Annotated in this window: 16 protein-coding genes; 8 read left to right on the forward strand and 8 right to left on the reverse strand. The window is 38.3% G+C overall.

The annotated features are described in order from the left end of the window. Positions 1-156: 156 nt before the first annotated feature. Complete coding sequence (locus HMPREF2731_RS07935; RefSeq protein WP_002309619.1) at positions 157-1,017, reverse strand: DUF368 domain-containing protein; 861 nt, start codon at positions 1,015-1,017, stop codon at positions 157-159. Positions 1,018-1,074: 57 nt separating this feature from the next. Next, positions 1,075-1,707, reverse strand: a complete 633-nt coding sequence (locus tag HMPREF2731_RS07940) for a lysozyme family protein (RefSeq protein ID WP_010726631.1) — start codon at positions 1,705-1,707, stop codon at positions 1,075-1,077. Between the two features lie 165 nt (positions 1,708-1,872). On the opposite strand from HMPREF2731_RS07940, the gene HMPREF2731_RS07945 reads away from it, so the two are divergent. Together HMPREF2731_RS07945 and mprF are read left to right on the forward strand one after the other, a co-directional pair. Then, positions 1,873-2,634 carry an alpha/beta fold hydrolase gene (locus HMPREF2731_RS07945; RefSeq protein WP_002313891.1) on the forward strand — a complete coding sequence of 254 codons (762 nt, stop codon included), beginning with the start codon at positions 1,873-1,875 and terminating at the stop codon, positions 2,632-2,634. Between the two features lie 25 nt (positions 2,635-2,659). Then, complete coding sequence (gene mprF, locus HMPREF2731_RS07950) at positions 2,660-5,251, forward strand: bifunctional lysylphosphatidylglycerol flippase/synthetase MprF (protein WP_070872695.1); 2,592 nt, start codon at positions 2,660-2,662, stop codon at positions 5,249-5,251. A 188-nt stretch (positions 5,252-5,439) separates the two neighbouring features. Here the strand turns inward: mprF and tuf are convergent, their stop codons facing one another. After that, positions 5,440-6,627, reverse strand: a complete 1,188-nt coding sequence (gene tuf / locus HMPREF2731_RS07955) for an elongation factor Tu (protein ID WP_002289463.1) — start codon at positions 6,625-6,627, stop codon at positions 5,440-5,442. Positions 6,628-6,994: 367 nt separating this feature from the next. On the opposite strand from tuf, the gene HMPREF2731_RS07960 reads away from it, so the two are divergent. Next, on the forward strand, positions 6,995-7,351 hold the full coding sequence (locus HMPREF2731_RS07960) for a YxeA family protein (protein ID WP_002309624.1): 357 nt from the start codon (positions 6,995-6,997) through the stop codon (positions 7,349-7,351). A gap of 196 nt (positions 7,352-7,547) precedes the next feature. Here HMPREF2731_RS07960 and HMPREF2731_RS07965 read toward each other — a convergent pair whose 3' ends face one another. Further along, a complete protein-coding gene (locus tag HMPREF2731_RS07965; protein WP_010726632.1) occupies positions 7,548-8,552 on the reverse strand; it encodes a nucleoid-associated protein in 1,005 nt (334 codons plus the stop codon). A 165-nt stretch (positions 8,553-8,717) separates the two neighbouring features. Here HMPREF2731_RS07965 and HMPREF2731_RS07970 point away from each other — a divergent pair, with 165 nt between their 5' ends. The 3 genes from HMPREF2731_RS07970 to HMPREF2731_RS07980 all read left to right on the forward strand — a co-directional run bounded on the left by HMPREF2731_RS07970 (position 8,718) and on the right by HMPREF2731_RS07980 (position 10,721). Continuing rightward, positions 8,718-9,569: an aldo/keto reductase gene (locus HMPREF2731_RS07970; RefSeq protein WP_070872697.1), complete on the forward strand. Its 852-nt coding sequence runs from the start codon at positions 8,718-8,720 to the stop codon at positions 9,567-9,569. 16 nt (positions 9,570-9,585) lie between these two features. After that, positions 9,586-9,831, forward strand: coding sequence for a hypothetical protein (locus HMPREF2731_RS07975; RefSeq protein WP_002309626.1), 246 nt, complete (start codon positions 9,586-9,588; stop codon positions 9,829-9,831). A 185-nt stretch (positions 9,832-10,016) separates the two neighbouring features. Next, positions 10,017-10,721, forward strand: coding sequence for a hypothetical protein (locus HMPREF2731_RS07980; RefSeq protein ID WP_002313895.1), 705 nt, complete (start codon positions 10,017-10,019; stop codon positions 10,719-10,721). A 181-nt stretch (positions 10,722-10,902) separates the two neighbouring features. On the opposite strand, the gene HMPREF2731_RS07985 is transcribed toward HMPREF2731_RS07980, so the two are convergent. Further along, a complete protein-coding gene (locus HMPREF2731_RS07985; protein WP_002313896.1) occupies positions 10,903-12,270 on the reverse strand; it encodes a phosphatidylinositol-specific phospholipase C in 1,368 nt (455 codons plus the stop codon). A 159-nt stretch (positions 12,271-12,429) separates the two neighbouring features. Further along, on the reverse strand, positions 12,430-14,871 hold the full coding sequence (locus tag HMPREF2731_RS14405; RefSeq protein ID WP_002320673.1) for a hydroxymethylglutaryl-CoA reductase, degradative: 2,442 nt from the start codon (positions 14,869-14,871) through the stop codon (positions 12,430-12,432). Positions 14,872-15,055: 184 nt separating this feature from the next. Here HMPREF2731_RS14405 and HMPREF2731_RS08000 point away from each other — a divergent pair, with 184 nt between their 5' ends. Then, entirely contained in the window at positions 15,056-16,210 is a 1,155-nt protein-coding gene (locus HMPREF2731_RS08000; protein WP_002309630.1) for a hydroxymethylglutaryl-CoA synthase, read from the forward strand. Between the two features lie 22 nt (positions 16,211-16,232). On the opposite strand, the gene HMPREF2731_RS08005 is transcribed toward HMPREF2731_RS08000, so the two are convergent. Both HMPREF2731_RS08005 and HMPREF2731_RS08010 read right to left on the reverse strand, forming a co-directional pair. Beyond that, positions 16,233-16,985 carry a class I SAM-dependent methyltransferase gene (locus HMPREF2731_RS08005; RefSeq protein WP_002320671.1) on the reverse strand — a complete coding sequence of 251 codons (753 nt, stop codon included), beginning with the start codon at positions 16,983-16,985 and terminating at the stop codon, positions 16,233-16,235. Between the two features lie 424 nt (positions 16,986-17,409). Continuing rightward, positions 17,410-20,076 (reverse strand): cation-translocating P-type ATPase, encoded by a 2,667-nt coding sequence (locus tag HMPREF2731_RS08010; protein WP_002316153.1) that lies wholly within the window; start codon positions 20,074-20,076, stop codon positions 17,410-17,412. Positions 20,077-20,387: 311 nt separating this feature from the next. On the opposite strand from HMPREF2731_RS08010, the gene cls reads away from it, so the two are divergent. Continuing rightward, complete coding sequence (gene cls, locus HMPREF2731_RS08015; RefSeq protein WP_002316152.1) at positions 20,388-21,869, forward strand: cardiolipin synthase; 1,482 nt, start codon at positions 20,388-20,390, stop codon at positions 21,867-21,869. Positions 21,870-22,010: the final 141 nt, after the last annotated feature.

Genomic DNA, 22,010 nt, shown 5'->3' on the forward strand with positions numbered 1-22,010 from the left:
AAAATAATCACGTGTTTAAGTCTAGCGTGTTCCAAGATTAAAAACAACTTGTTTTTATAAAATTTATAGAAAAACACACGAATGATTCTTACGAAAAAGATGCTGACCTTTTTTGTATGAATCACCCGTGTGTTGTTTTTTATTATCGAACTATCTTTACTTATATTGTTCTTCCAAACGGCTCATCCACCATCCTAGTGCTGTACCAGCTACAAAAAGAACAGGACAAGCTAGCACTCCAGCGACTCCCAATCCCGCGTAATCAGTAGGGATGATCATAATCGTTGAAGCAAAAACGACGCCTAAAATAAAATGGAATAGCTTACTGTATGCCTTTGAGAAAATATAATCCATGATTTTTGACAGGCCAAGGACACAAAGAACCCCACCAATTCCAATCGGCAAGATGACTTCAAACCGAACTTCTTTAAATCCGTCAGCCATCGCTTTGTACAATCCCATATATACCAAAAAATTAGAAGGACTCAATCCTGGGACAATCATACCTAAACCAATCAATCCGCCGGCGATCAGCCAAGTCCCAAAATTCTGATCGACTTGTCCATCAAATAATCGAGCACCGTATAATAAAAACAAATAAGCCAGAACAAAAGTAACAACCATGATGATTACATCAGAAGTATCTCGTCCTTTTTTTCCTGCTTCTTTCCATAACGCAGGAACAGTTCCGACGATACACCCAACAAAAAACCACAATATTGTTGTTTCATACGCCCCTAATAAAAAACTGACTAAAAAAGAAAGTAAAAAGATGCCTGTCACTCCGCCTAGACCAACAGGCAGGAAAAACAAAACATTTTCTTTGAAATTTTTTGTGATATGGGCTAGAAAAGAAATCAGTCGCTCATACATGCCAAAAACAGCTGCTAATGCACCACCGCTGACCCCCGGCAAAATAAATCCTGAACCGATAAACATTCCCTTCACAAACCGCAACATCCAATCTTTGGTTGTGTACCCCACTTTTTGATTTTCCATTTTTTGCCTTTTTTCCACTATTTGCGCACTCCTTCTTTCAGCTCATTTTATTATGTTCGGATATTTCCTATTCGTTTATTTAAAGACTTTTTCGTAAGTCTCTATTATTTTTTCATTCATTTTGACAATATCAGGATAAAACATATTACCTCCATTATGATAGAGATAGCCGCCGTTGTAAAGCAAGGACTGGATCCGCCAATAGCGGTACTGTTTTCCTTCTTCATTTCCTAAAAGTGGGCTCAACACATCTTTAGAATACGCTTCTGCTAGTTCTACTGTGTTTTCTCCGCCATGATTTTTTACGTAGGCAATATAATCTTTCCCAAAATTATACGCTTGGACAGCAGTCCACAGATCACATCCTTGTTTTTTTGCTTCCATTATCATCTCCGCCAAATATTTGACCCCTTGATCAATACTGTCAGCTGGATTATCAATGACATCGACTTCTCCATGCAAACTCTCTGAACTCTGCATGAGATCTGTGCCTTTTCCTTTTGATTCGGTCAAGATTATTGCCTTGATCAATTTTTCATATGCTTCCATATGATAATTTTTTGCAGCTGTCGTTATTTCTATTTGATAGCTTTCCACCCGTTTTACCGAGCGATAAGTTCTTCCTCCTAAAAACAACACCGCACCAATGACCGTTAGAATGATCATGTAAAAAAGAATACGGATAATAGATAATCGTTTTCGCTTCATTTCATCACCTAGTTATTTTGACATCTTTTTTATCTTACTATTTCTTTATCTTCTTGGCTATTTCTTCCTTAAATTCTGTGTACACCTTAAGAAAAAATGAATTTTCCTGTGTTTTTTATCATCTTACGAAAATGATCGTTGTTTTTCAGTAAAAACAATTGCCCAATGACTGTTATAATCGTTATACTTTACACAGTAGGTGATTATGTGAAAAAAGAAAAGAAATATGCAAAAATGTCAGACGGGAGCAAAATTTATTATGAAAAGAGTGGTCAAGGCTTCCCACTCTTTTTACTGCATGGCAATGATGGCAGCGGCCGCTTTTTTTCAGAACAGGTTCCCGTACTTGAACGCTACTATACCGTTTATCTAGTAGACAGCAGAGGACATGGCCGTTCAACAAATGAAGCATCTATATTGAATTTTCATTTGATGGCTGAGGATCTGAATACGATTATGTTGCTAGAAAAAATCAATCAGGCAGATTTTCTTGGATTTAGTGATGGCGCAAATTTGGCATTAGTATTTGCCAGCAGCTTTCCTCAAAAAGTTCATCGACTGATTTTAAATTCTGGAAACACGCTAGTTAAAGGTGTTCGTTTTTCTGCCAGAGTCATCAGCAATTTTCATTATGCATGGGTATGGTTGCTCTCTTTATTTCGCCCAAGCCTTCGCAAAAATCTGTTAGTTATTAAACTATTGCTACATGATATCGGCCTTACAGAAAATGATTTAAAAAAAATCAACTCCCCAACATTAATTATTGTAGGAAAAAAAGATGTAATCAAGCTGAAACATTCTCTGTATATAGCTAAAACTATACCAAAAGCTTCTTTTGTACTTGTAAAAGAACAAGGACATGAATTAGCTAGAAAAGATCCTGAACGCTTCAACCGAGAAGTTCTTCAATTTCTTTCTGAAACATAATTATTAGGAATAGAAGGTGATTTATTTGTTAAAAACTACCATACAATGGCTGAAAAACCATCTAGGACTGTTCAAAACAATCTTTTTGATTTCTGTCATTGTCATTATTGTCGGTGAATTGATGTCCATCGGTAAAACTCTATCTATCCAGCAATTAGGAGAAACGTTTGCCACTATACCTATTTGGAAAAGCGGACTTATGCTGTTGATTGGTCTTGTCTCTGTGTTACCTATGATTGGTTATGATATTATTTTGAATCGGATGCTTGAACAAAAGCAGAATCCTCGTTACTTGTTTGAGACAAGCTGGCTGATCAATACAATCAACAATATTGCCGGTTTCGGCGGGTTTGTTAGTGTGGGGCTTCGCTCTGAACTATATGGACAAAAGAAAGAGAGCAGAAACGTGATCCAAGCATTATCGAAAGTTTTCTTGTTTTTGATGGCTGGACTTTCTATTTACAGTCTGCTTTCTTTTTTACTTGTAGTCTTCACACCAGTCGCTCCTTTCTTGAAGCAATATTGGATATGGCTGATTGGCGGTGGTCTGTATTTTCCTGTTGTCTTTTTATTCACTACTTTCAAAAAGAAAGGATTCCTTGGTGGTACCTCACTTAAAACGCAAGGACAGCTCTTGCTTGTTTCATTATTGGAATGGTCTGGTGTCCTGTTCAGTTTCCTTTCTGTTGGTTACCTAATGGAAATCCGAATCGATCTGTGGCAAACGATTCCGTTATTCATTGCTGCTTCAGTGATAGGGATCGTGTCTATGATTCCTGGCGAGATCGGCAGTTTCGATGTGATGATGATTATCGGATTATCTGCTATTGGTGTGCCAAGAGAAACAGTCGTTGTGTGGATCTTGCTTTATCGTCTGTTCTACTACATCATTCCGTTTTTGATTGGAATCGTCTTTTTCTTCAAAAATATCGGTTCCACTTTTGATCAGCGTTATTCAGGTATCCCTAAGCAGTTAGCAACAGAAATCGCGCATAAAATCGTGGTTGTACTTTTATACTTTTCTGGAATCATGTTGGTACTTTCTGCCACTATTCCGCAAGCTTTTACAGAGTTTCGCTGGCTTCATATTTTGAACCCATTGAAATTCCACTTTATTATCCAGTTTCCTAGTATATTATTAGGATTTCTTTTGATTGTTATGGGGAGAGGGATCGCTGCACGCGTAAAACGAGCCTATCTGCCTACAATTTTCTTGATCGCACTCGCTTTATTTTATGTTTTATTAAGCGATTTTAGCTTCACACCGGTGATTTTCTTGTCTATTCTGTTTCTGATCATTCTTGCGTCCAAAAACGAACTGTTTCGGGAACAACTCATCTATTCGTGGGAATGGCGTACGATCGACGGAATCATTATCGGTGCATTGACATTGCTTTATATTGTTATTGGTGTATACAATCTGCCTGATTTTCCACATCGGCGTCACCATTTTATTTCCTTTTTCTTATTCCCTTCTGAAAAGATTTGGTTTTCAGGGTTGTTGGCCATTATCGCCGTTAGTTTCATGATCGTTCTATTTGTCCATTTTCTTCAAGGAGAAAAGAAACAGATTGGCGAAGCCTTTAATGAAGAAAAGGCACTGAAGATCCTCACAACTTATGGAGGAAACTCCGACAGTCAATTGATCTTCTTAAAAGACAAGCGGATGTTTGTCTACGAAAAAGACGGTGAACCAACTGTGCTTCTCCAATTCGCTTGCTTCAATAATAAATGCGTCGTAATGGGCGATCCTTCTGGTAAGAAAGAAGATTTTCCAGAAGCAATTGAAGCTTTCATCGAAGAGACAGACCGATTATGTTATTTACCTGTTTTCTACGAAACAAGCGAAGAGATCGTTATGATTTTGCATGAATTCGGCTATGACTTCATTAAAATGGGGGAAGAAGCTTATGTAGACCTGAATAGTTTTACAACATCAGGGAAAAAAATGAAGGGCACTCGGGCTGTCTTGAACCGAATTGAACGAGAAGGATTTACATTTGATGTCTTACAACCGCCATTTTCTGCTGAGCAAATGAGTATTTTCAAAAATATTTCTGATAATTGGTTGGGTTCACGAAAAGAAAAAGGTTTTTCTTTAGGCTTTTTCTCTGAAGATTATTTACAAAGAGCGCCTATTGCTGTAGTCAAAAATACTCAAGAAGAAATTGTCGCTTTTGCGACGATCATGCCTACTTATACGAACAACAAAGTAGGAACGATCGATTTGATGCGATATGATCCCAAAAAAGCACCTTCCGGCAGTATGGATTTCTTGTTCCTGCATTTGTTTGCTTATATGAAAGAAGAACATATCCAATGGTTCAATTTAGGGATGGCTCCTCTTTCAAATGTTGGTACTTCCAGAAAGAGTTTTTTACAGGAAAGAATTGCTTACTTGGTTTACGAGTTTGGCTCTCATTTTTATTCTTTCCATGGATTAAGAGAATACAAAAGCAAGTACGCTACGAACTGGGTCTCACGCTACACCCTATATTCGCGAGATAGCTGGATTGCATACGTTATGATTGCCTTGCTGATTATTGATAATGCGCCAGTTGAGCAGACACAAGGTCGAATAAGTGGTTTGAAAAAATGGATACGAAGAAAGTACTAAAAACTGCGTATTGTAAGGAAACACTCACAGTATAAATAAAAGAGACTGAACCAAAGCGTGAGGTACGGCTCCTACCCTCTCTTATTGTACAATTGTAGAACAAAAAAAGCGGTCAAAACAGGATTTCTGTTTTGACCGCTTTTTCATTTTAAACATTTTTCATTGCCAAAATATTCGAGTCGCGTTTCTTATGCTTCGATTTCTGTAACGATACCTGAACCTACTGTACGGCCACCTTCACGAATCGAGAAGGTCGTTCCGTTTTCAACAGCGATTGGGTGGATCAAGTCAACATCAATCGTCACATTGTCACCAGGCATGACCATTTCTGTATCCTCTGGTAACGTGATTGTTCCAGTAACGTCAGTTGTACGGAAGTAGAATTGTGGGCGGTAGTTGTTAAAGAATGGTGTATGACGTCCACCTTCTTCTTTGGTCAACACGTACACTTCAGCTTTGAATTTTGTATGTGGAGTAATGGAACCTGGTTTAGCAAGTACTTGTCCACGTTCGATATCGTCCCGTTGGATACCACGTAACAGTACGCCGACGTTATCTCCAGCTTCCCCGTAATCTAACGTTTTACGGAACATTTCTACACCTGTGACAACTGCTTTTTGTGTTTCAGGTTTGATCCCTACGATCTCTACTTCATCACCGACACGAACAGCACCGCGGTCAATACGACCTGAGGCAACAGTTCCTCGTCCTGTAATGGAGAAAACATCTTCCACTGGTAATAGTAATGGTTTATCTGTATCACGTTCTGGCGTTGGGATATATTCATCCACTGTATCCATCAGTTCCATAATAGCAGCTTCAGCATCGGGATCGCCTTGCAATGCTTTTAATGCGGAACCTTTGATCACAGGAGTGTCATCGCCTGGGAAACCATATTCGCTCAATAACTCGCGAACTTCCATTTCTACCAAATCAATCAATTCTTCATCATCGACTAAATCTACTTTGTTCAAGAAAACAATTAGGTATTTTACACCAACTTGACGTGACAACAAAATGTGTTCACGTGTTTGAGGCATCGGACCATCAGTTGCAGAAACGACTAAGATGGCACCATCCATTTGGGCTGCCCCTGTAATCATGTTTTTCACATAGTCCGCGTGTCCTGGTGCATCGATATGCGCATAGTGGCGTTTTTCTGTTTCATATTCTACGTGTGCGGTATTGATCGTAATTCCACGTTCACGTTCTTCTGGAGCTGCATCAATACTAGCATAGTCTTGAGGATTTGCTAGGCCTTTTTTGCCTAATACTGTAGTGATCGCAGCAGTTAAAGTAGTTTTCCCATGGTCAACGTGTCCAATTGTACCAATGTTAACGTGTGGTTTACTTCTGTCGTAATGTTCTTTTGCCATAATTTACAAACCTCCTAAATAATATAGATCACTGAAGGATTTCAGCTCTCACTTTTTTATTATAGTCTTTTTTTGAATAAATCAAAAAGAATACGTCCGGCTTACTTTTTGTAAGATTCGAACTAAGCTTATTATACGTCAATATTGGTCAAAGTTAACTAAGAGCACTCGCCTATCTTACACACGAAAAAAGTACCTTTTATAAATAAAAAATTGTGTTTTTTGAGAAAAGCTTCAAGCTAGTCCTTACCTTTCTTTTGAAGCAATAAGAACAAAATGAGGAAAAGTTTAAAATTCAGCTGTCGCCAACAACTTTCAATAGACGAAATCTTCTATTTCGTTAATAATAAGAGGAGAGGTGAAGTACATGAAAAAATTAATTGGCGTACTTGTCGTTTTAGGCATCTTTCTCGGCGGAAGTTTTGCAGCTTATCATTATTTTTACGGCGGTGAAGCCTATTATACAAAAATCACGACGAATGGCGAAATATCAGCTATCCAAGCAGATAACGGAGAGAAATTCACGACTTATACCTACAAGCAAGCGGCTTATAATAAAGATGGAGAAAAAAAACAAGTGACGCTTCGCGAAAAAAGAGAACATCCATTAAAGATGAATGCGTATCTTAAACTCAAAGTCAATCCTCGTAAAGGTGTATTAAGCTGGGAAGAAATAAAAGCTTCTGAAGTCCCTAAAAATGCGGCAGAAAAAATCGATCAATAATCGATGGTCTTAAAATTTTATTAGATAAAAAGAGGATGGGACAGAAGCGTTTATACGTTTTTAGAGCGTGAGACAAAAGTGTTCTTTACTTTTGTCTCACGCTCTTTTTTTGTTATATTCGTCTTTTCAGATCCTTCTCATGGACCATTCATTCAACTAAACATCGGTAGTTGAACATCTAATGTTCCAGTCACTTTTATAAACGATTTAATACTTCATCCACATTTTTGATCATCACAGATATCGTACCATCTGGATTATTCACAAATTCAATCAAATCTAGGTTGCGATATACATCGACTGGTACAATCAGTTCGATTCCGTTTGATAGTTTAAATTTTTGTTTTCCAAATTTTTTCTCAGAAATTTCTTGTACTTCTTTTACAGGAGGTGCTTCTGGGACAAACCCTTGTTCCTGTACTTCTTCTTTAAAAGCCAGTTTTGCCGTAATGTTTTCCCTGAAGACTTTTTCTGCGATCATCTCATGATCCAACCGTCCTTTTTCTTCTATCGTGTCATAGACAGCTTCTTTTAAATCAGCCATGATATCAAATTCTTCTGTCTCGAATTTTTTTCCAAGATGCTTGGCTACTTTTTGGATCACTTTTACATTTTCTTCTAAAGAAGGTGCAGGAACACTTTCGATCACTCTTCCAGAAAAATAAAGCTCTTTTTTACCGGAAAACTCATATTTTTTTTCAATCAATTCATAGGTCCAATCGGACAAGTTCACCGCGAAGGCTTCATCTGCTTTTTGTGTTTTCGCGCCTAGTATTGCTCGGTTCAAAATCAAACGGTTGTCAATTCCTACTTCGTCTGCTTCAACAAAATGCGTATAAGCCTCACGATAATTGACTTTCAATAAAGATAAGTACATCACTGTATCTAATTCATACAAAACGACAAATACATCTGCACTTGGCGCCTCTTCACTTTCTTGGTAAATATCGAACCATCGCTGAACGATTGCTTCACTTGCTTCCACAAAATTTTCTTGAGCGATTTTAAGTGATTCAACGATCATGCTTTCTTCTGCCAATTGTCCAGTTTTCGTTTGGGCAGAAGAGATTTTTTGGATTTTCTTTTGAAGAAAATCACGAATATATTCTTTTGTCAGATCCAGCTCTTTTTGCGAAAAGACCGGCGAACCCGTCTCTCTGTCAATAATATGCAGGATTGCTTTTTTTAAATAGATATCCATTTCCTCATTCCCTTCTGTCTTAGTTTACGGAAAAAAAATCAAAAATACCAGAATCAAAATCATTTTCTTTTAAACAAAAATTTCAATAGTAGAAACAAAATGGATTCTTTTTTTTGGAAAATGCGCTAAACTTATAGATGAACGAATAAAAAAGGAGCTGAAAGTATGAATTCATTAACAAGCACGTATCGTCTATCAAATGGTTACGAAATTCCAGTAGTAGGATTCGGCACATGGCAAACACCTGATGGGGATGTCGCTGTTTCCTCTGTTAAAGAAGCACTGGCTGCAGGTTATCGCCATATCGATACTGCCCAAGGATACAAGAATGAAGAAAGTGTCGGCCAAGCGATTAAGGAAAGTGGCATTCCTAGAGAAGAGATCTTCCTAACAACAAAATTATGGAATGCCAATCACAGTTATGAACTTGTGATGTCTTCTTTTGAAGAATCATTAAAGAAACTTCAAACAGATTATGTAGATCTGTTCTTGATTCACTGGCCAAATCCAGTTGCTTTTCGTGATAATTGGGAACAAGCAAACGCAGATACATGGCGTGCATTTGAAGAACTGTATGAAGCAGGTAAAATCAAAGCAATCGGTGTGAGCAATTTCTTGCCCCACCATCTAGATACACTTGCTAAAACAGCAAAAATCATGCCAATGGTCAATCAGGTTTTCCTTGCACCGGGTGAATTGCAGCCAGATTTAGTTGAGTATGCAAAAAAACATGAGATGATTCTTGAAGCATATAGCCCATTAGGCACTGGTAAAATCTTCGATGTCCCTGAAATGAAACAAATCGCTGAAGCGCATGACAAGACGATCGCACAAGTCGCTTTACGTTGGTCGTTGCAACACGGATTCCTTCCTCTTCCTAAATCTGTCACACCAAGCAGAATCAAAGAAAATACTGAACTGTTTGATTTTGAATTGACAGAAGAAGAAATGAAACAAATTGATCAGTTAGATGGTGTAGTTGGCAAGGCAAAAGACCCAGATACTACCCAATTCTAAGACGAAAGGTGATTTTATGGATCCAATCGAACGCTTGAATTCTCTCTCGGAAGACGTCATTCAGACTTTTCATTCCGATTTTGTCTTTTTGATCGATGCAGAGAAGATCCAACATTTCCCTGCAAGAAACTGGACACATGATCAAATCATCGAAGAGCTGAAAAAACGGTTCAATCATTCACTAATGGTCACAACTTGGCACGAACATGAAGTCATTTATTCACCTGAGTTACCTATTTTTGCCTTGATACCGAAAAAATAAAAAGATTGGAACAGGTTATCTATCCACATAACCTGTTCCATTTTTTTATTTTTCTTTCAAAAAATGGAAAAATAAGCAAATTTTTCTGTTGTAATTTGCGTATACGCAAGTTTTTTTGCATTACTCCTTTTCATTTGGCTTTTTTTTTCTTATAATCGAAAGGGTATGAGCGAAGGAGAGAACATATGAAGAAAAAACAGAAACAAAAATTATTAAATCAATTCCGTCCTTCATTGGATGGTGTAAGAGGACAGTTATTCCGTTCTCTAGAAGATGAAAGCTTGAGACGTTATGGTTTGCCATTACAAGTCATGCTTGATCCCAAAAACCGTCAAATCTTAACGATCGGATTAGCTGGAAAAACAAATGAAGATACACGAATCAATGTGCCTATCGATGATAATTTCAATACTGTATTAAAGCGGATCCGTTCAGGAGAAAACGGTATTTTCGAACGATTCCGTGACAATCTTCTTATTGAGATCGTATCTTACTGGAATGATCAACGTTTGAAAAACGATGAACCAACTGCACAAGCCGTTGCAACACCAGTGACAGAAGAAACAGTCAGTGTGCCAGAAGAAAAAGTGGAAGAACCAAAAGCGGACACAACTGAAAATACACGCTCAACTGATACGAATGCCGCTTTAAGTTTTGCTGATTTTTCAAAAGCTGTTGCTGAGTATCCTAAATTTTACACAGAACAAAATGAACAAGAAGTAGTTATTTATGAAAAAAATGCCGATGAACCTCGTAAGTTAGCAACTATTTCTATGACTGCTGAAAATGAATTTGCCATCGAAAAAGCACTTGAACGAAAATACAAAGTCAAATTGGCTTTGATTCCTTTAATTGAACAATTTGCAGCGACAGCGATTGCGGAAAGATAGAAACATTCAACTGTAGAAACTGTTGAAGTTAATCCGTTGGTTGAATAAGAAACCGCTTGGTAGGTTAAACAAATGCCAAGCGGTTTCTTTATAGTCATATAGTATTTTTTATTATTTCGTTCCGTTGAATAAATAACTAATGATCAACAATTAATGAATTCGCTATGATTGATTTTCTTTATCAATCTTCTCTATGGATCACAAATCGTTGTCTTTGTATATAAGCGACTGGCGCAGTAATCAATTCTTGATTATTGTTGTATACGCCATCTCTTACTTCTAGTATTCGGTTACTATGAACATTTTGCAAATAATACACATCTCCTAGCATATGCTCTAGCCCAGACGATAACAATCGCCATCTTGCACGATTTTGTATACTTGGCTGGTTCGTTACATCTATACCAAAAGAACTATTTTCTGCTAACACATGATCCCTGTTACGTTGACTTCGCAATATGTATGCTTTACTCGCAACATCATAATCTAAGTACCACTTTTGATTTCTACTCCCAGCGTTATGGTAAATGATTCCTCTGTTATTTCCTTGATTCCAATCCACAACTTTTGAGGTATCTGCTTCACATTGGATAGAAGTGATATATCCATCGTATTTCCCTTTGCTTTCACGGTCTTTCAATAAACGATGATTGATATCGATGATGGAATTAACGAGCCACTCACTTGGATAGTCGATAGGTACGATTCCCGTATGTTTGATATTTCTATTTATTATCCGGTAAAAAGAAAAATGATTGATTACATCTGCGTATCCCCATACACCATTCCAAAATCCATTTGCACTTAGATAATTGATATATTTGACACCATTTATTCCTCTGCTTTGGTGTGCCTTGTCGAATTGTTGCTCGACGGCCCACCGTTTATCATTTGGATTCACTGGATTCCAATAGTCTTGTATATCAAAACTTGACGGATAAGGGATTCCGACATTATTTCCCAAGAAATTACAAAAAATGACGATTTTTCCTCGTGTCTCTCTAAGAGTCGGATTAGCATTTCCATAATAAAAGTAATCTCTCCAACGACTATCTTGTAAATATCTTGTATTAAGAATATGGTTGAATGTATGGTCATTTACACTACTGTATTCTTGTTTCAATCTCATATAGACTACTTCTCCAGGATTGTCACGAAGAAAGGCCACTGTTTTATTAAGTACATCACCGAAATTCCGGTTTAGATAGTACCTGTCGTGATGCATCGTAAAAGCACCATCAATAGCACGCGCACGTATATCTAAAAAACGTATTCCATTGTCAAGCTGCTTGCGGATATCGATACTTTGTGTCTTTACGTATCCACTTGCTATACCTGAGAACGTTCCTGTTGCTGAATTATGGGTCCCTGGAATAGATAATTCTGAAAGACGTACATTATCATTTAATTCACTCATCCAATACCGATTATATGTACGTGCCGACCAATCTCCACCATTTATATGTGCATAAGACATTGGTGTTTTATATCCTAGTAAAAATAAACCGAAACAAATACACAATAGTACAGTAAATTTTTTCTTATTCATAAGTTCTCCATTCTTTTCTATTTTGTGCGCACACCTAATTATAGCTAGAAATATATTTTAACAATGAACACATTTTTCTCGTAAAAGAAAAAAAGACAAGATCTACAGTAACTAAAATAACTGCAAATCTTGCTTTATTCCTCTAAAGGTATTGTTCTTTTATTTTTCCCGGATTTTTTCCAATAGTTGTATAGCTGTCTGCTGATTCATCTTTTCTGCTTCACGTAATTTTTGCGCAACTTGCTCGATTTCCTCACCAACTGCCCCAATTGAGATCGCTAATGAACGAGCTTGAAGCCCCATGTGTCCTTTTTGGATTCCTTCTGTAACTAATGCTCGCAAAGCAGCAAGATTTTGAGCTAACCCTACAGCAGCCATTACTTGTGCTAGTTCCTTGGCTGAATCAACATCTAGCATAGCTAAGGATACTTTAGCTTTTGGCAAGATATTAGAAGCTCCGCCTACTGTGGCCACAGCCAAAGGTACCGTTAACTTCCCAACTAGTTTATTTTCTTTAATCTGCCAGTCTGTTAATCCTTGGTATAATCCGTTTCTTGCCGCATAGGCATGGATCGAAGCACTTACCGCACGTGTATCATTTCCTGTAGCTGCTACTACAGCTTCTATACCATTCATGATTCCTTTATTATGCGTCGCTGCACGATAAGGATCCAGCTTCGCATACTCCCCTGCTTGTTGGATTTTTTTAGCGATTTGTTCACCAATTTCTTTGCTTCTCCCTAAGCGTTCAAAGGGAATTTCACAACAGGCAGAAGCCAACGATTCTGTAGCAAAATTACTTAAAATACTGAATAGAATCTCTTCCTCAGGGAACCATCCCCGTAATTTGTCTGCTACACTCTCAAGAATCGAGTTGATCATGTTGGCACCCATTGCATCTTTTACATCCACTAAAAAATCAATAGATAGGTAGGCATGGAAACTTCCCATAAATTCCCGTGTAGAGATATCTTGAACACCGCCCCCGCGTTTCACGATGGAAGGATAGCTTTCATTTGCACAAAGAATCAGTTCTTCTTTTCGATGATTCACTGCATCGATCACTGCTTGATACTCCGATTTTCCTGATAGAACGATTTGTCCACGCATCAGCCGTTGAGGTGTTTCTGCACAGATATCTCCACAGATTTTTGCGCCATTGCTTGCAGCTGCAATAACAGATGGTTCTTCTGTAGCCATCGGGATCCATTTTTTCTTGCCATTGATTTGGAAATTTTGTGCAATGCCCATTGGGATCTCCACTTCGCTCACTTGGTTTTCAATCATGTGATCTGAGAGCTCTTCAGAAAGTGTTTGTTCCTCAAAAATCAGTGCATTTTCCTGTGTCAATACACCTTTTTCGACTAATTGACTGCGCCGTTCAGATGGCGTGAGCTGATAGAACTTTTTTTTTTGCCAATCCTCACGTGTTTGCTCCGTATTCGCTTCTAACAAGACTGCCAAGCCTAAACCTCCGCCAATACATAATGAAGCAACACCGTATCTCTTCTGCTCACGAAGCAATCCGTAAGCTAACGTGGTCAAAATCCGTGCACCGCTTGCCCCAATTGGATGTCCTAATGCGATTGCTCCTCCATAGATATTGACCTTTTCTTCATCTAACTGTAGTTCTCGATTGACCACAATAGATGAAGCCGCAAATGCTTCATTGATTTCAAAAAGATCGATCGTTGGTAAAGCTATTCCTGCTTTATCTGTCAATTTTTGAATGGCTGTGATTGGAGCGATTCCCATGATGCTTGGATCAATACCAACTTCCGCTACTTCTTTGATGGTTGCCAAATAAGGCAGATTATTATTCTCTGCGTATTCTTTGGATGCAAGGATCACCACTGAGGCGCCGTCATTCAATGGAGAAGCATTGCCTGCTGTTACTGTTCCTTCTTCCGAGAATACTGTACGTAATGTACCCAATTTTTCCAATGTACTATTTCCACGAACTGCTTCATCCTCAGATAACACGTCTTCAGCAGAAATCTTGACCGGAATGATCTCCTCAGAAAATACGCCAGCTTCAACAGCTTGAGCTGCTTTCAACTGGGATGCCAAGGCATAACGATCCTGCTCTTCTCTGCTCACAGAAAATTGAGTTGCCACATTCTCTGCGGTTAATCCCATATGTGTATTTGAAAATGCGTCAGTCAATCCGTCATTGACCATACTGGAAATTGGTTCGCCATATTCATTTGTTTCTGACTGATAGGGTTTCAGCATAGGTGCTTGTGACATACTCTCTGTTCCGCCGGCTACCACAAGCTCTGCTTCACCTAATTGGATCAGCTGGCGTGCTAAAATCACTGCTTTCATACCAGATCCACAAACTTCATTGATTGTCATTGCAGGGACATCCACTGGGATACCGCTGTTCAAAGCAATTTGTCTAGCAACATTTTGACCATTACCAGCCTGCAGGACATTTCCAAATATTACTTGATCTATTTTATCTTTTTTCAGTTTTGTTTTATCTAATAATTCTTTGGTCACAAGTGTGCCTAATTCAACTGCAGTAAATGAACTTAAACTTCCGCGATACTTTCCTATTGGCGTTCTTGCAGCATCTATCATTACGACTTCTTTCAAGTAAGCCACCTCCTACAAAAATATACCATTCTTTGCTATAAAAACAAATAGCTCTTGTTCCAGTTGTTTTTTTCTAAGATTAAATTTTAACAATCCTTAAATATTCGCTTTTTTATATTTCTTTTAATCTTTTTATGATACTTTAGTAAAGTAAGTTTTTTATCATGAGTAAAGAGGTGTTGAAATGAAAATAGGGATTGATCGTCTTTCCTTTTTTATTCCTAATTTATATTTAGATATGACAGATTTAGCAGAAAGCCGTGGAGATGACCCTGCAAAATATCATATCGGTATTGGTCAAGACCAGATGGCAGTCAATCGTGCGAATGAAGATATCATTACACTAGGGGCAAATGCTGCCAGCAAGATAGTGACAGAAAAAGACCGTGAGCGAATCGACATGGTCATCGTCGGAACAGAATCCGGAATTGACCATTCAAAAGCGAGTGCGGTAATTATCCACCATTTACTAAAAATCCAATCTTTTGCTCGTTCTTTTGAAGTAAAAGAAGCTTGCTACGGTGGCACCGCAGCTTTGCACATGGCAAAAGAATATGTCAAAAATCATCCAGAACGAAAAGTACTAGTCATAGCAAGTGATATTGCTCGTTACGGCTTGGCAAGCGGGGGGGAAGTGACGCAAGGTGTCGGTGCTGTTGCGATGATGATCACTCAAAATCCGCGTATTTTATCGATCGAAGACGACAGCGTATTTCTGACAGAAGATATCTATGATTTCTGGCGTCCAGATTACAGTGAATTTCCTGTTGTCGATGGACCTTTGTCTAATTCTACGTATATTGAATCGTTCCAAAAAGTTTGGAATCGACATAAAGAATTATCGGGTCGAGGACTCGAAGATTATCAAGCGATTGCTTTCCATATCCCATATACGAAGATGGGAAAAAAAGCATTGCAAAGCGTATTAGACCAAACAGATGAAGGAAATCAAGAACGGCTACTGGCTCGCTATGAAGAAAGCATTCGTTACAGCCGACGAATCGGTAATCTTTACACTGGTTCATTATACCTTGGACTAACTTCTCTACTGGAAAATTCGAAATCATTGCAGCCAGGAGACCGCATTGGTTTATTCAGCTACGGTTCTGGTGCAGTAAGTGAATTTTTTACAGGTTATCTGGAGGAGAACTATCAAGAATATCTCTTCGCACAATCTCATCAAGAGATGCTGGATTCTCGAAAACGAATCTCTGTTGACGAATATGAAATGATTTTCAGCGAATCGCTTCCTGAACATGGAGAAAGCGCAGAATATACATCAGACGTACCTTTCTCGATTACAAAAATTGAAAATGATATTCGTTATTACAAAATATAATAAACGCATAAAAAAGATCCCTTCACGAAATGTGGGGGAATCTTTTTTTGTCCTTGGACCAGAGAAGCAATCGATAGGTCAACCTAGTCGTACTGATGATTTCTTGTTTTTCACTGAATAGTTTGCGAATATATCTAGTCACAACAGGATCTTTTGCGTAATCTTCATAGTACATCTTCATCCACTCTTCAGTAATTGATTCCTGTGCAAAATAAGTAAAATCGTTTTTCTTTACTTTGATTCCTTTATCAATTAAATATGATTCAAATTGATCCATGATAAATGGGGTTGTATTAGGATCTTCTTCTATCATTCCTAGTTGCTTTTCGATAGGATAAAAAATATCATCGATTGATTCCACTACTCTCATTATCACGCACCATTTGCTTGCCTTTTTCATCAGTTTTTCTAATTGATTGGGATGTGTCAAAGCTGGGTTCGCTGCTGTAAAAACCACTTCATATGTCTCACTGGATTGGATAAATTCTTCTAATGATCGTTTGATAAAGGAAACATTTGACAAGTCAATTTTCTCTGCTTCTTTTTTTGCATTTGCTAGCATTCCTGAAGAAAAATCGATCAAATCGTAGTGATTAACTTCTTTTGCTAAAGAAATAAATCTGCCAGATCCTCCGGCAACATCTGCTACTATTTCAGCAGGCAGGACTTTCTCCGACTTCAGATATTCTCTTACATCTTCTGCAATAGTTGTTTGTGATTCTTGCTGGATTTCATAATATTCTTCCGCAAAATCATCCCATTCTTTTTCATTCATTTGAATCCCTCTTACTTTTTGATTTTTGTTAGATGTTTTCACTTTTCAGAATAAATTGTTCTCCTCTTTCATCTATTATATCTCTTTTGATGAATAAAAAAATGTTTTACTTTCCGTCTATTATAAATAAAAAAGGACTGTGACAAACGTCGTGTCACAGTCCCTTATTCCGAATAAACGGTGTTCAATCAGCTGACCCTCGGCATTAGCTCAACAAACGGCAAAATATGAGGAACTATTTTTCCGTTTGTTTCTCTAATACTCAGGTCAGGACGCTGATTTCACAACCTCTGATACACGGTGTTCCTGAAGTAACTTCTTCAGAAATAAGCCGAAATGCCACAAAAATTTGAGAAGCAATTTTCGTACATTCCTTCTTATTTCTTGAAGCTGACCACTTCTGTCACTACCTCCTTGATTCGTTTTATTTATTTCCTTGTACTCGTACAATGATCAATTTCGTGATTTCCATCAAGATGATTGTCACAAGAGCGATTCCCATACATGTAAAGACTTCTGTCAATCCAAATGCTGATGGGATAGAGAAGACTTCTTTCAGTCCTGGGATCATTGTTAAGCAGTAAAGCGCGCTACATACAACTACAGCTAGTAAGACACTTCTGTTAGAGAAGAACCCTGCTTGGATAGCTGTTTGTGTATTTGAACGTGCTGGGAATGTTTGCAGTGTCCGACACCAAATCAATGTTGAAAATGACATAGCTACACCGAATTCAGGTGAATGCTGCATGCCAAGCCATTGAGCGAAGATAACAGCAATCCCAATCAGTACACCACGATACGTTACAGAAATCAATGTTTTGTCCGTAAAGATTCCTGAATTTGGATCTCTTGGCGGACGGTTCATCGTAGCGGGTTCTGCTTTTTCTGTACCTAATGCAATCGCTGGCAGTGAGTCATTGACTAAATTGATGAACAGCAGTTGTAATGCTGTAAATGGATTGGACCAGTCAGCAACTAAGGCAAAGATGATCGCAATGATCGCACCTAAGTTTCCGGCAAATAGATAAGAAATAGCTTTCTTGATATTATCAAACACGTTACGTCCTACTTCTACTGCGCTGACAATAGAAGCAAAGTTATCATCCGTCAATACCATCGCTGCTGCATCTTTTGCCACATCTGTACCAGTTCCCATAGCAATCCCGATGTCTGCTTGTTTCAATGCTGGTGCATCATTTACGCCATCACCTGTCATAGCGGAGATATGACCTTTATTTTGCCAAGCACGAACGATACGGATTTTATTTTCAGGAGAAACACGTGCATAAACGGTCACTTTTTCTAAAACTTCGTTTAGTTGATCTTCTGTTAATTCATCTAATTCCGTTCCAGTCAGAGCTAAGTTTCCTTCTTCAAAAATCCCGATTTGTTTTGCGATAGCAACAGCTGTTGTTTTGTGATCACCAGTGATCATGATCGTTTTGATTCCTGCACTTCTTGCTTCTGTCACCGCTTGAGTGACTTCAGCACGTGGAGGATCGATCATAGCAAGCAAACCAACCAGGATCAAATCATCTTCATCTTCAAATGATAAATCAAAATTATCAAGTGGACGGTAAGCAAAAGCTAGTACACGTAATGCGCGTGTTGAAAAAGCTTCATTTTGCTCTTGGAATTTTTTCATCAATTCATCCGTCATCGGAACAACTTCGCCATTCAGTAATACTTTTTTACTGCGTTGGAAGACGATATCTGGTCCACCTTTGACAAATAAGTAATTTTCGTTATCGATCGTGTGTCCAGTAGACATCAATTTTCGATCTGAGTCAAAAGGAAGTTCTGCTTGTCTTGGGTAGTTGTTTCGAATTTCCTGATAAGGCTGGTTTAGTTTTTCACTAAAATCGATAAACGCTACTTCCGTGGGATCGCCCAATTTAGTACCGTCTTCACTGATCGATGCATCATTCGCTAAGACACTGATTTCAATCAAACGGCGTTCGTCAGCTGTCCACTTTGAAGGATCGTTTGTGAAATCTCCAGTATCGCCATTCCCTAAAAAGTAGTCAACAACTGTCATTTTGTTTTGTGTCAATGTACCAGTTTTATCTGTACAGATGATACTTGTCGAGCCAAGTGTCTCAACTGCTGGAAGTTTTCGGATAATGGCATGACGTTTCGCCATTTTATTCGTTCCCAAAGATAACACGATTGTTACGATAGACTGTAATGCTTCTGGAATAGCAGCTACGGCTACGGCTACGGCAAACATCACTGCACTCACGATATCTGCAGTCATATCTCCTGTACCTTCTCCAAGATAAATACGGAACAATTGGATACCTAAAATCAATAGAGATAATGCCAAAATAGCCAGACTTAGTTTTTTACTGAATTTATCCAGACCTCGTTGTAACGGAGTGACTTGCTCAGTTGTTGATTCCAAAAGACCAGCAACTTGTCCGATCTCCGTATTGTTCCCAGTTGAAGTCACTAAGAATTTACCGCGTCCGTAAGTTACGATTGTTCCACTGAATACCATATTCGTACGATCACCGATTGGAACAGTACTTGTGATATCCATTACTTCTTTTTCTGCGGAAGTCGACTCTCCTGTCAGCATGCCTTCATCTACTTTTAATGAACCTGCATCCAGTAATCGTCCATCAGCAGGTACATAATCGCCTGCGTCTAACAACACGATATCCCCTACGACAAGTTCGTTTGCCGGAATCGTTTTTTCTTTACCGTCACGAATCACTCGAGCATCAGGTGCTGAAAGATTTTTCAATGCCTCTAAAGAACTTTCTGCTTTTTTTGTTTGGACAACACTGATGATAGAATTCAACATCAACACTGCAAAAATAACTAAGAATTCGATGTAATCTCCCATGACCATCTGAATAAGTGCGACAATCAGCAATACGATAACCATTGCATCTTTGAAGGTTTCTAAGAACAATTTCCAAGTTGGCTTCTTCGGCTTTTCTTTTAGCTGGTTCAAGCCATCTCTTTCTAATTTTTCCTTCGCTTGCGTGGTGCTCAATCCATCGGTTGAGCTCTGCGTTTGCTGCATCAACGAATCGATCGTTTCTTTATAGACCGCTTGTTGTGCTTGTTCCTTGTTTTCCAAATTTCATCCCCCATTTTTTGATCTCGGTCCTAGTCCTGTCTGAAAAAAAAGAGACCTAAGACAAATGCGCATTTGTCTTAGGTCTCACCATTTCATACAATACCAGAAAACCATTTGGTTAACTTACTGTTGATATTATCGCAACAAAATGTTGCCGGTTACTCCCCTAAGGAGATATTCAACTGTACTAATATCCTACCTTATTAAACTACAAAAAGCAACTACTTTAGCCCGATTTACCTACATTTTCATGAAAAGAGTGAAAAGTATATTCACCTTGGTAGGCTTCTTTCTTCTATCATGCTATACTAATGTTATTGTATGTAAGGAGGAACATTTTTGTGGTATCTAGTATTATATCCGCCCTTTATCTATTGAATGCACTTATTGCTTTAGTGGCGATCTTGATTAAACCCCGAGATGTAGCAGCTATTTGGGCATGGCTCTTAGTATTGTTTGCCCTTCCTGGGGTGGGTTTTGTATTATATTTATTTTTCGGACGTGGATTAACGGATAAGAAAAAATTCTATCTCCGACAAAGTGACTTGAAAGAATTAGAAAACTTTCAGTCTTTTAGAGGAGATACCATTGAACATTACGATCCTGACATGGGCGACAAAGACAAACAACAATTTGTCGACTTCTTCTCTTCATTAAATCGTATGCCGCTGACAAGAATGAATTCTGTCACTCTTCTCACAGACGGACAAAAGAAATTAGATTCACTGCTTCAAGATCTAAAAAAAGCCAAACATTCGATCCATATCGAATATTACGCATTTGTGACAGATAATATCGGTCAGCAAGTCTTACGCGTTTTAGAAGAAAAAGCCGCAGAAGGCGTAGAAGTTCGTATATTATATGATGCATTTGGCTCCCATGGCACAAAAGCAAAAGATTTCAATCGTCTAATCAAAAATGGTGGACATGTCCATACATTTGTTACCTCGCAAAAAGCATTGCTTCGTTTCCGATTGAATTACCATGATCACCGAAAAATCGTTGTGATCGATGGAAAGATCAGTTACACCGGTGGTTTCAATATTGCCAATCAATATGTAAATACGACAAAAAAATTCGGTTATTGGCGTGATACGCATATACGAATTTTCGGTGCCGCTTCTTCTTTGCTTCAACTTCGTTTTTTAACAGACTGGAACGTTTCAGTGCCTGAAGAAAAAAAGGTCGGCTATCATTTGAATTATTTCTTTAAAAAAGCCGATCGAGATGAATCCAAACTTGCTGATACGTCCATCCAGCTTGTCTCAAGCGGACCAAATAACGAACGAGAACAAATCAAGCTTTCGTTTATCAAATTGATTACTTCTGCTAAAAAACGTGTTTGGATACAGACACCTTACCTCGTTCCTGATGAAAGTGTCATTGCTGCTTTGAAAATCGCAACTGCTTCTGGTGTCGATGTGAAAATCATGATCCCCAATAAACCGGATCATCCTTTTATTTATCGAGCAACACAATATTATGCTCGTCAGCTCATCAAGGAAAATGTACAGATCCTTGTCTATGAGAATGGCTTCCTCCATGCAAAAACATTAATAATGGATGATGAAATCTGCATGGTAGGTTCAGCAAATCAAGATATTCGTAGCTACCGATTGAATTTTGAAACAAGTGCTGTCATTTACGATCCTGAGTTTTTAGAAGAGCTTGCTACTCAGTTCAAAGAAGATGAGACACATTGTTCACCAATGACAACTGAAACAGTGAAGGAAATGTCTAACTGGCTGTTATTCAAACAACAAATTTCTCGATTGTTTTCTCCAATCTTATAATTTTTCCATTCAAGTAGAGAAAAATATACTAAGGTTAAAGGGACTGTGACAAAAATCTTGTCACAGTCCCTTCTTCCGAATAAACGGTGGTCTCCTGCCAACTCCTCGATCACAAGTCACAATATTCATCAAACATGAGAA

Source organism: Enterococcus sp. HMSC072F02 (assembly GCF_001837725.1).
Taxonomy (GTDB): Bacteria; Bacillota; Bacilli; order Lactobacillales; family Enterococcaceae; genus Enterococcus_B; species Enterococcus_B lactis.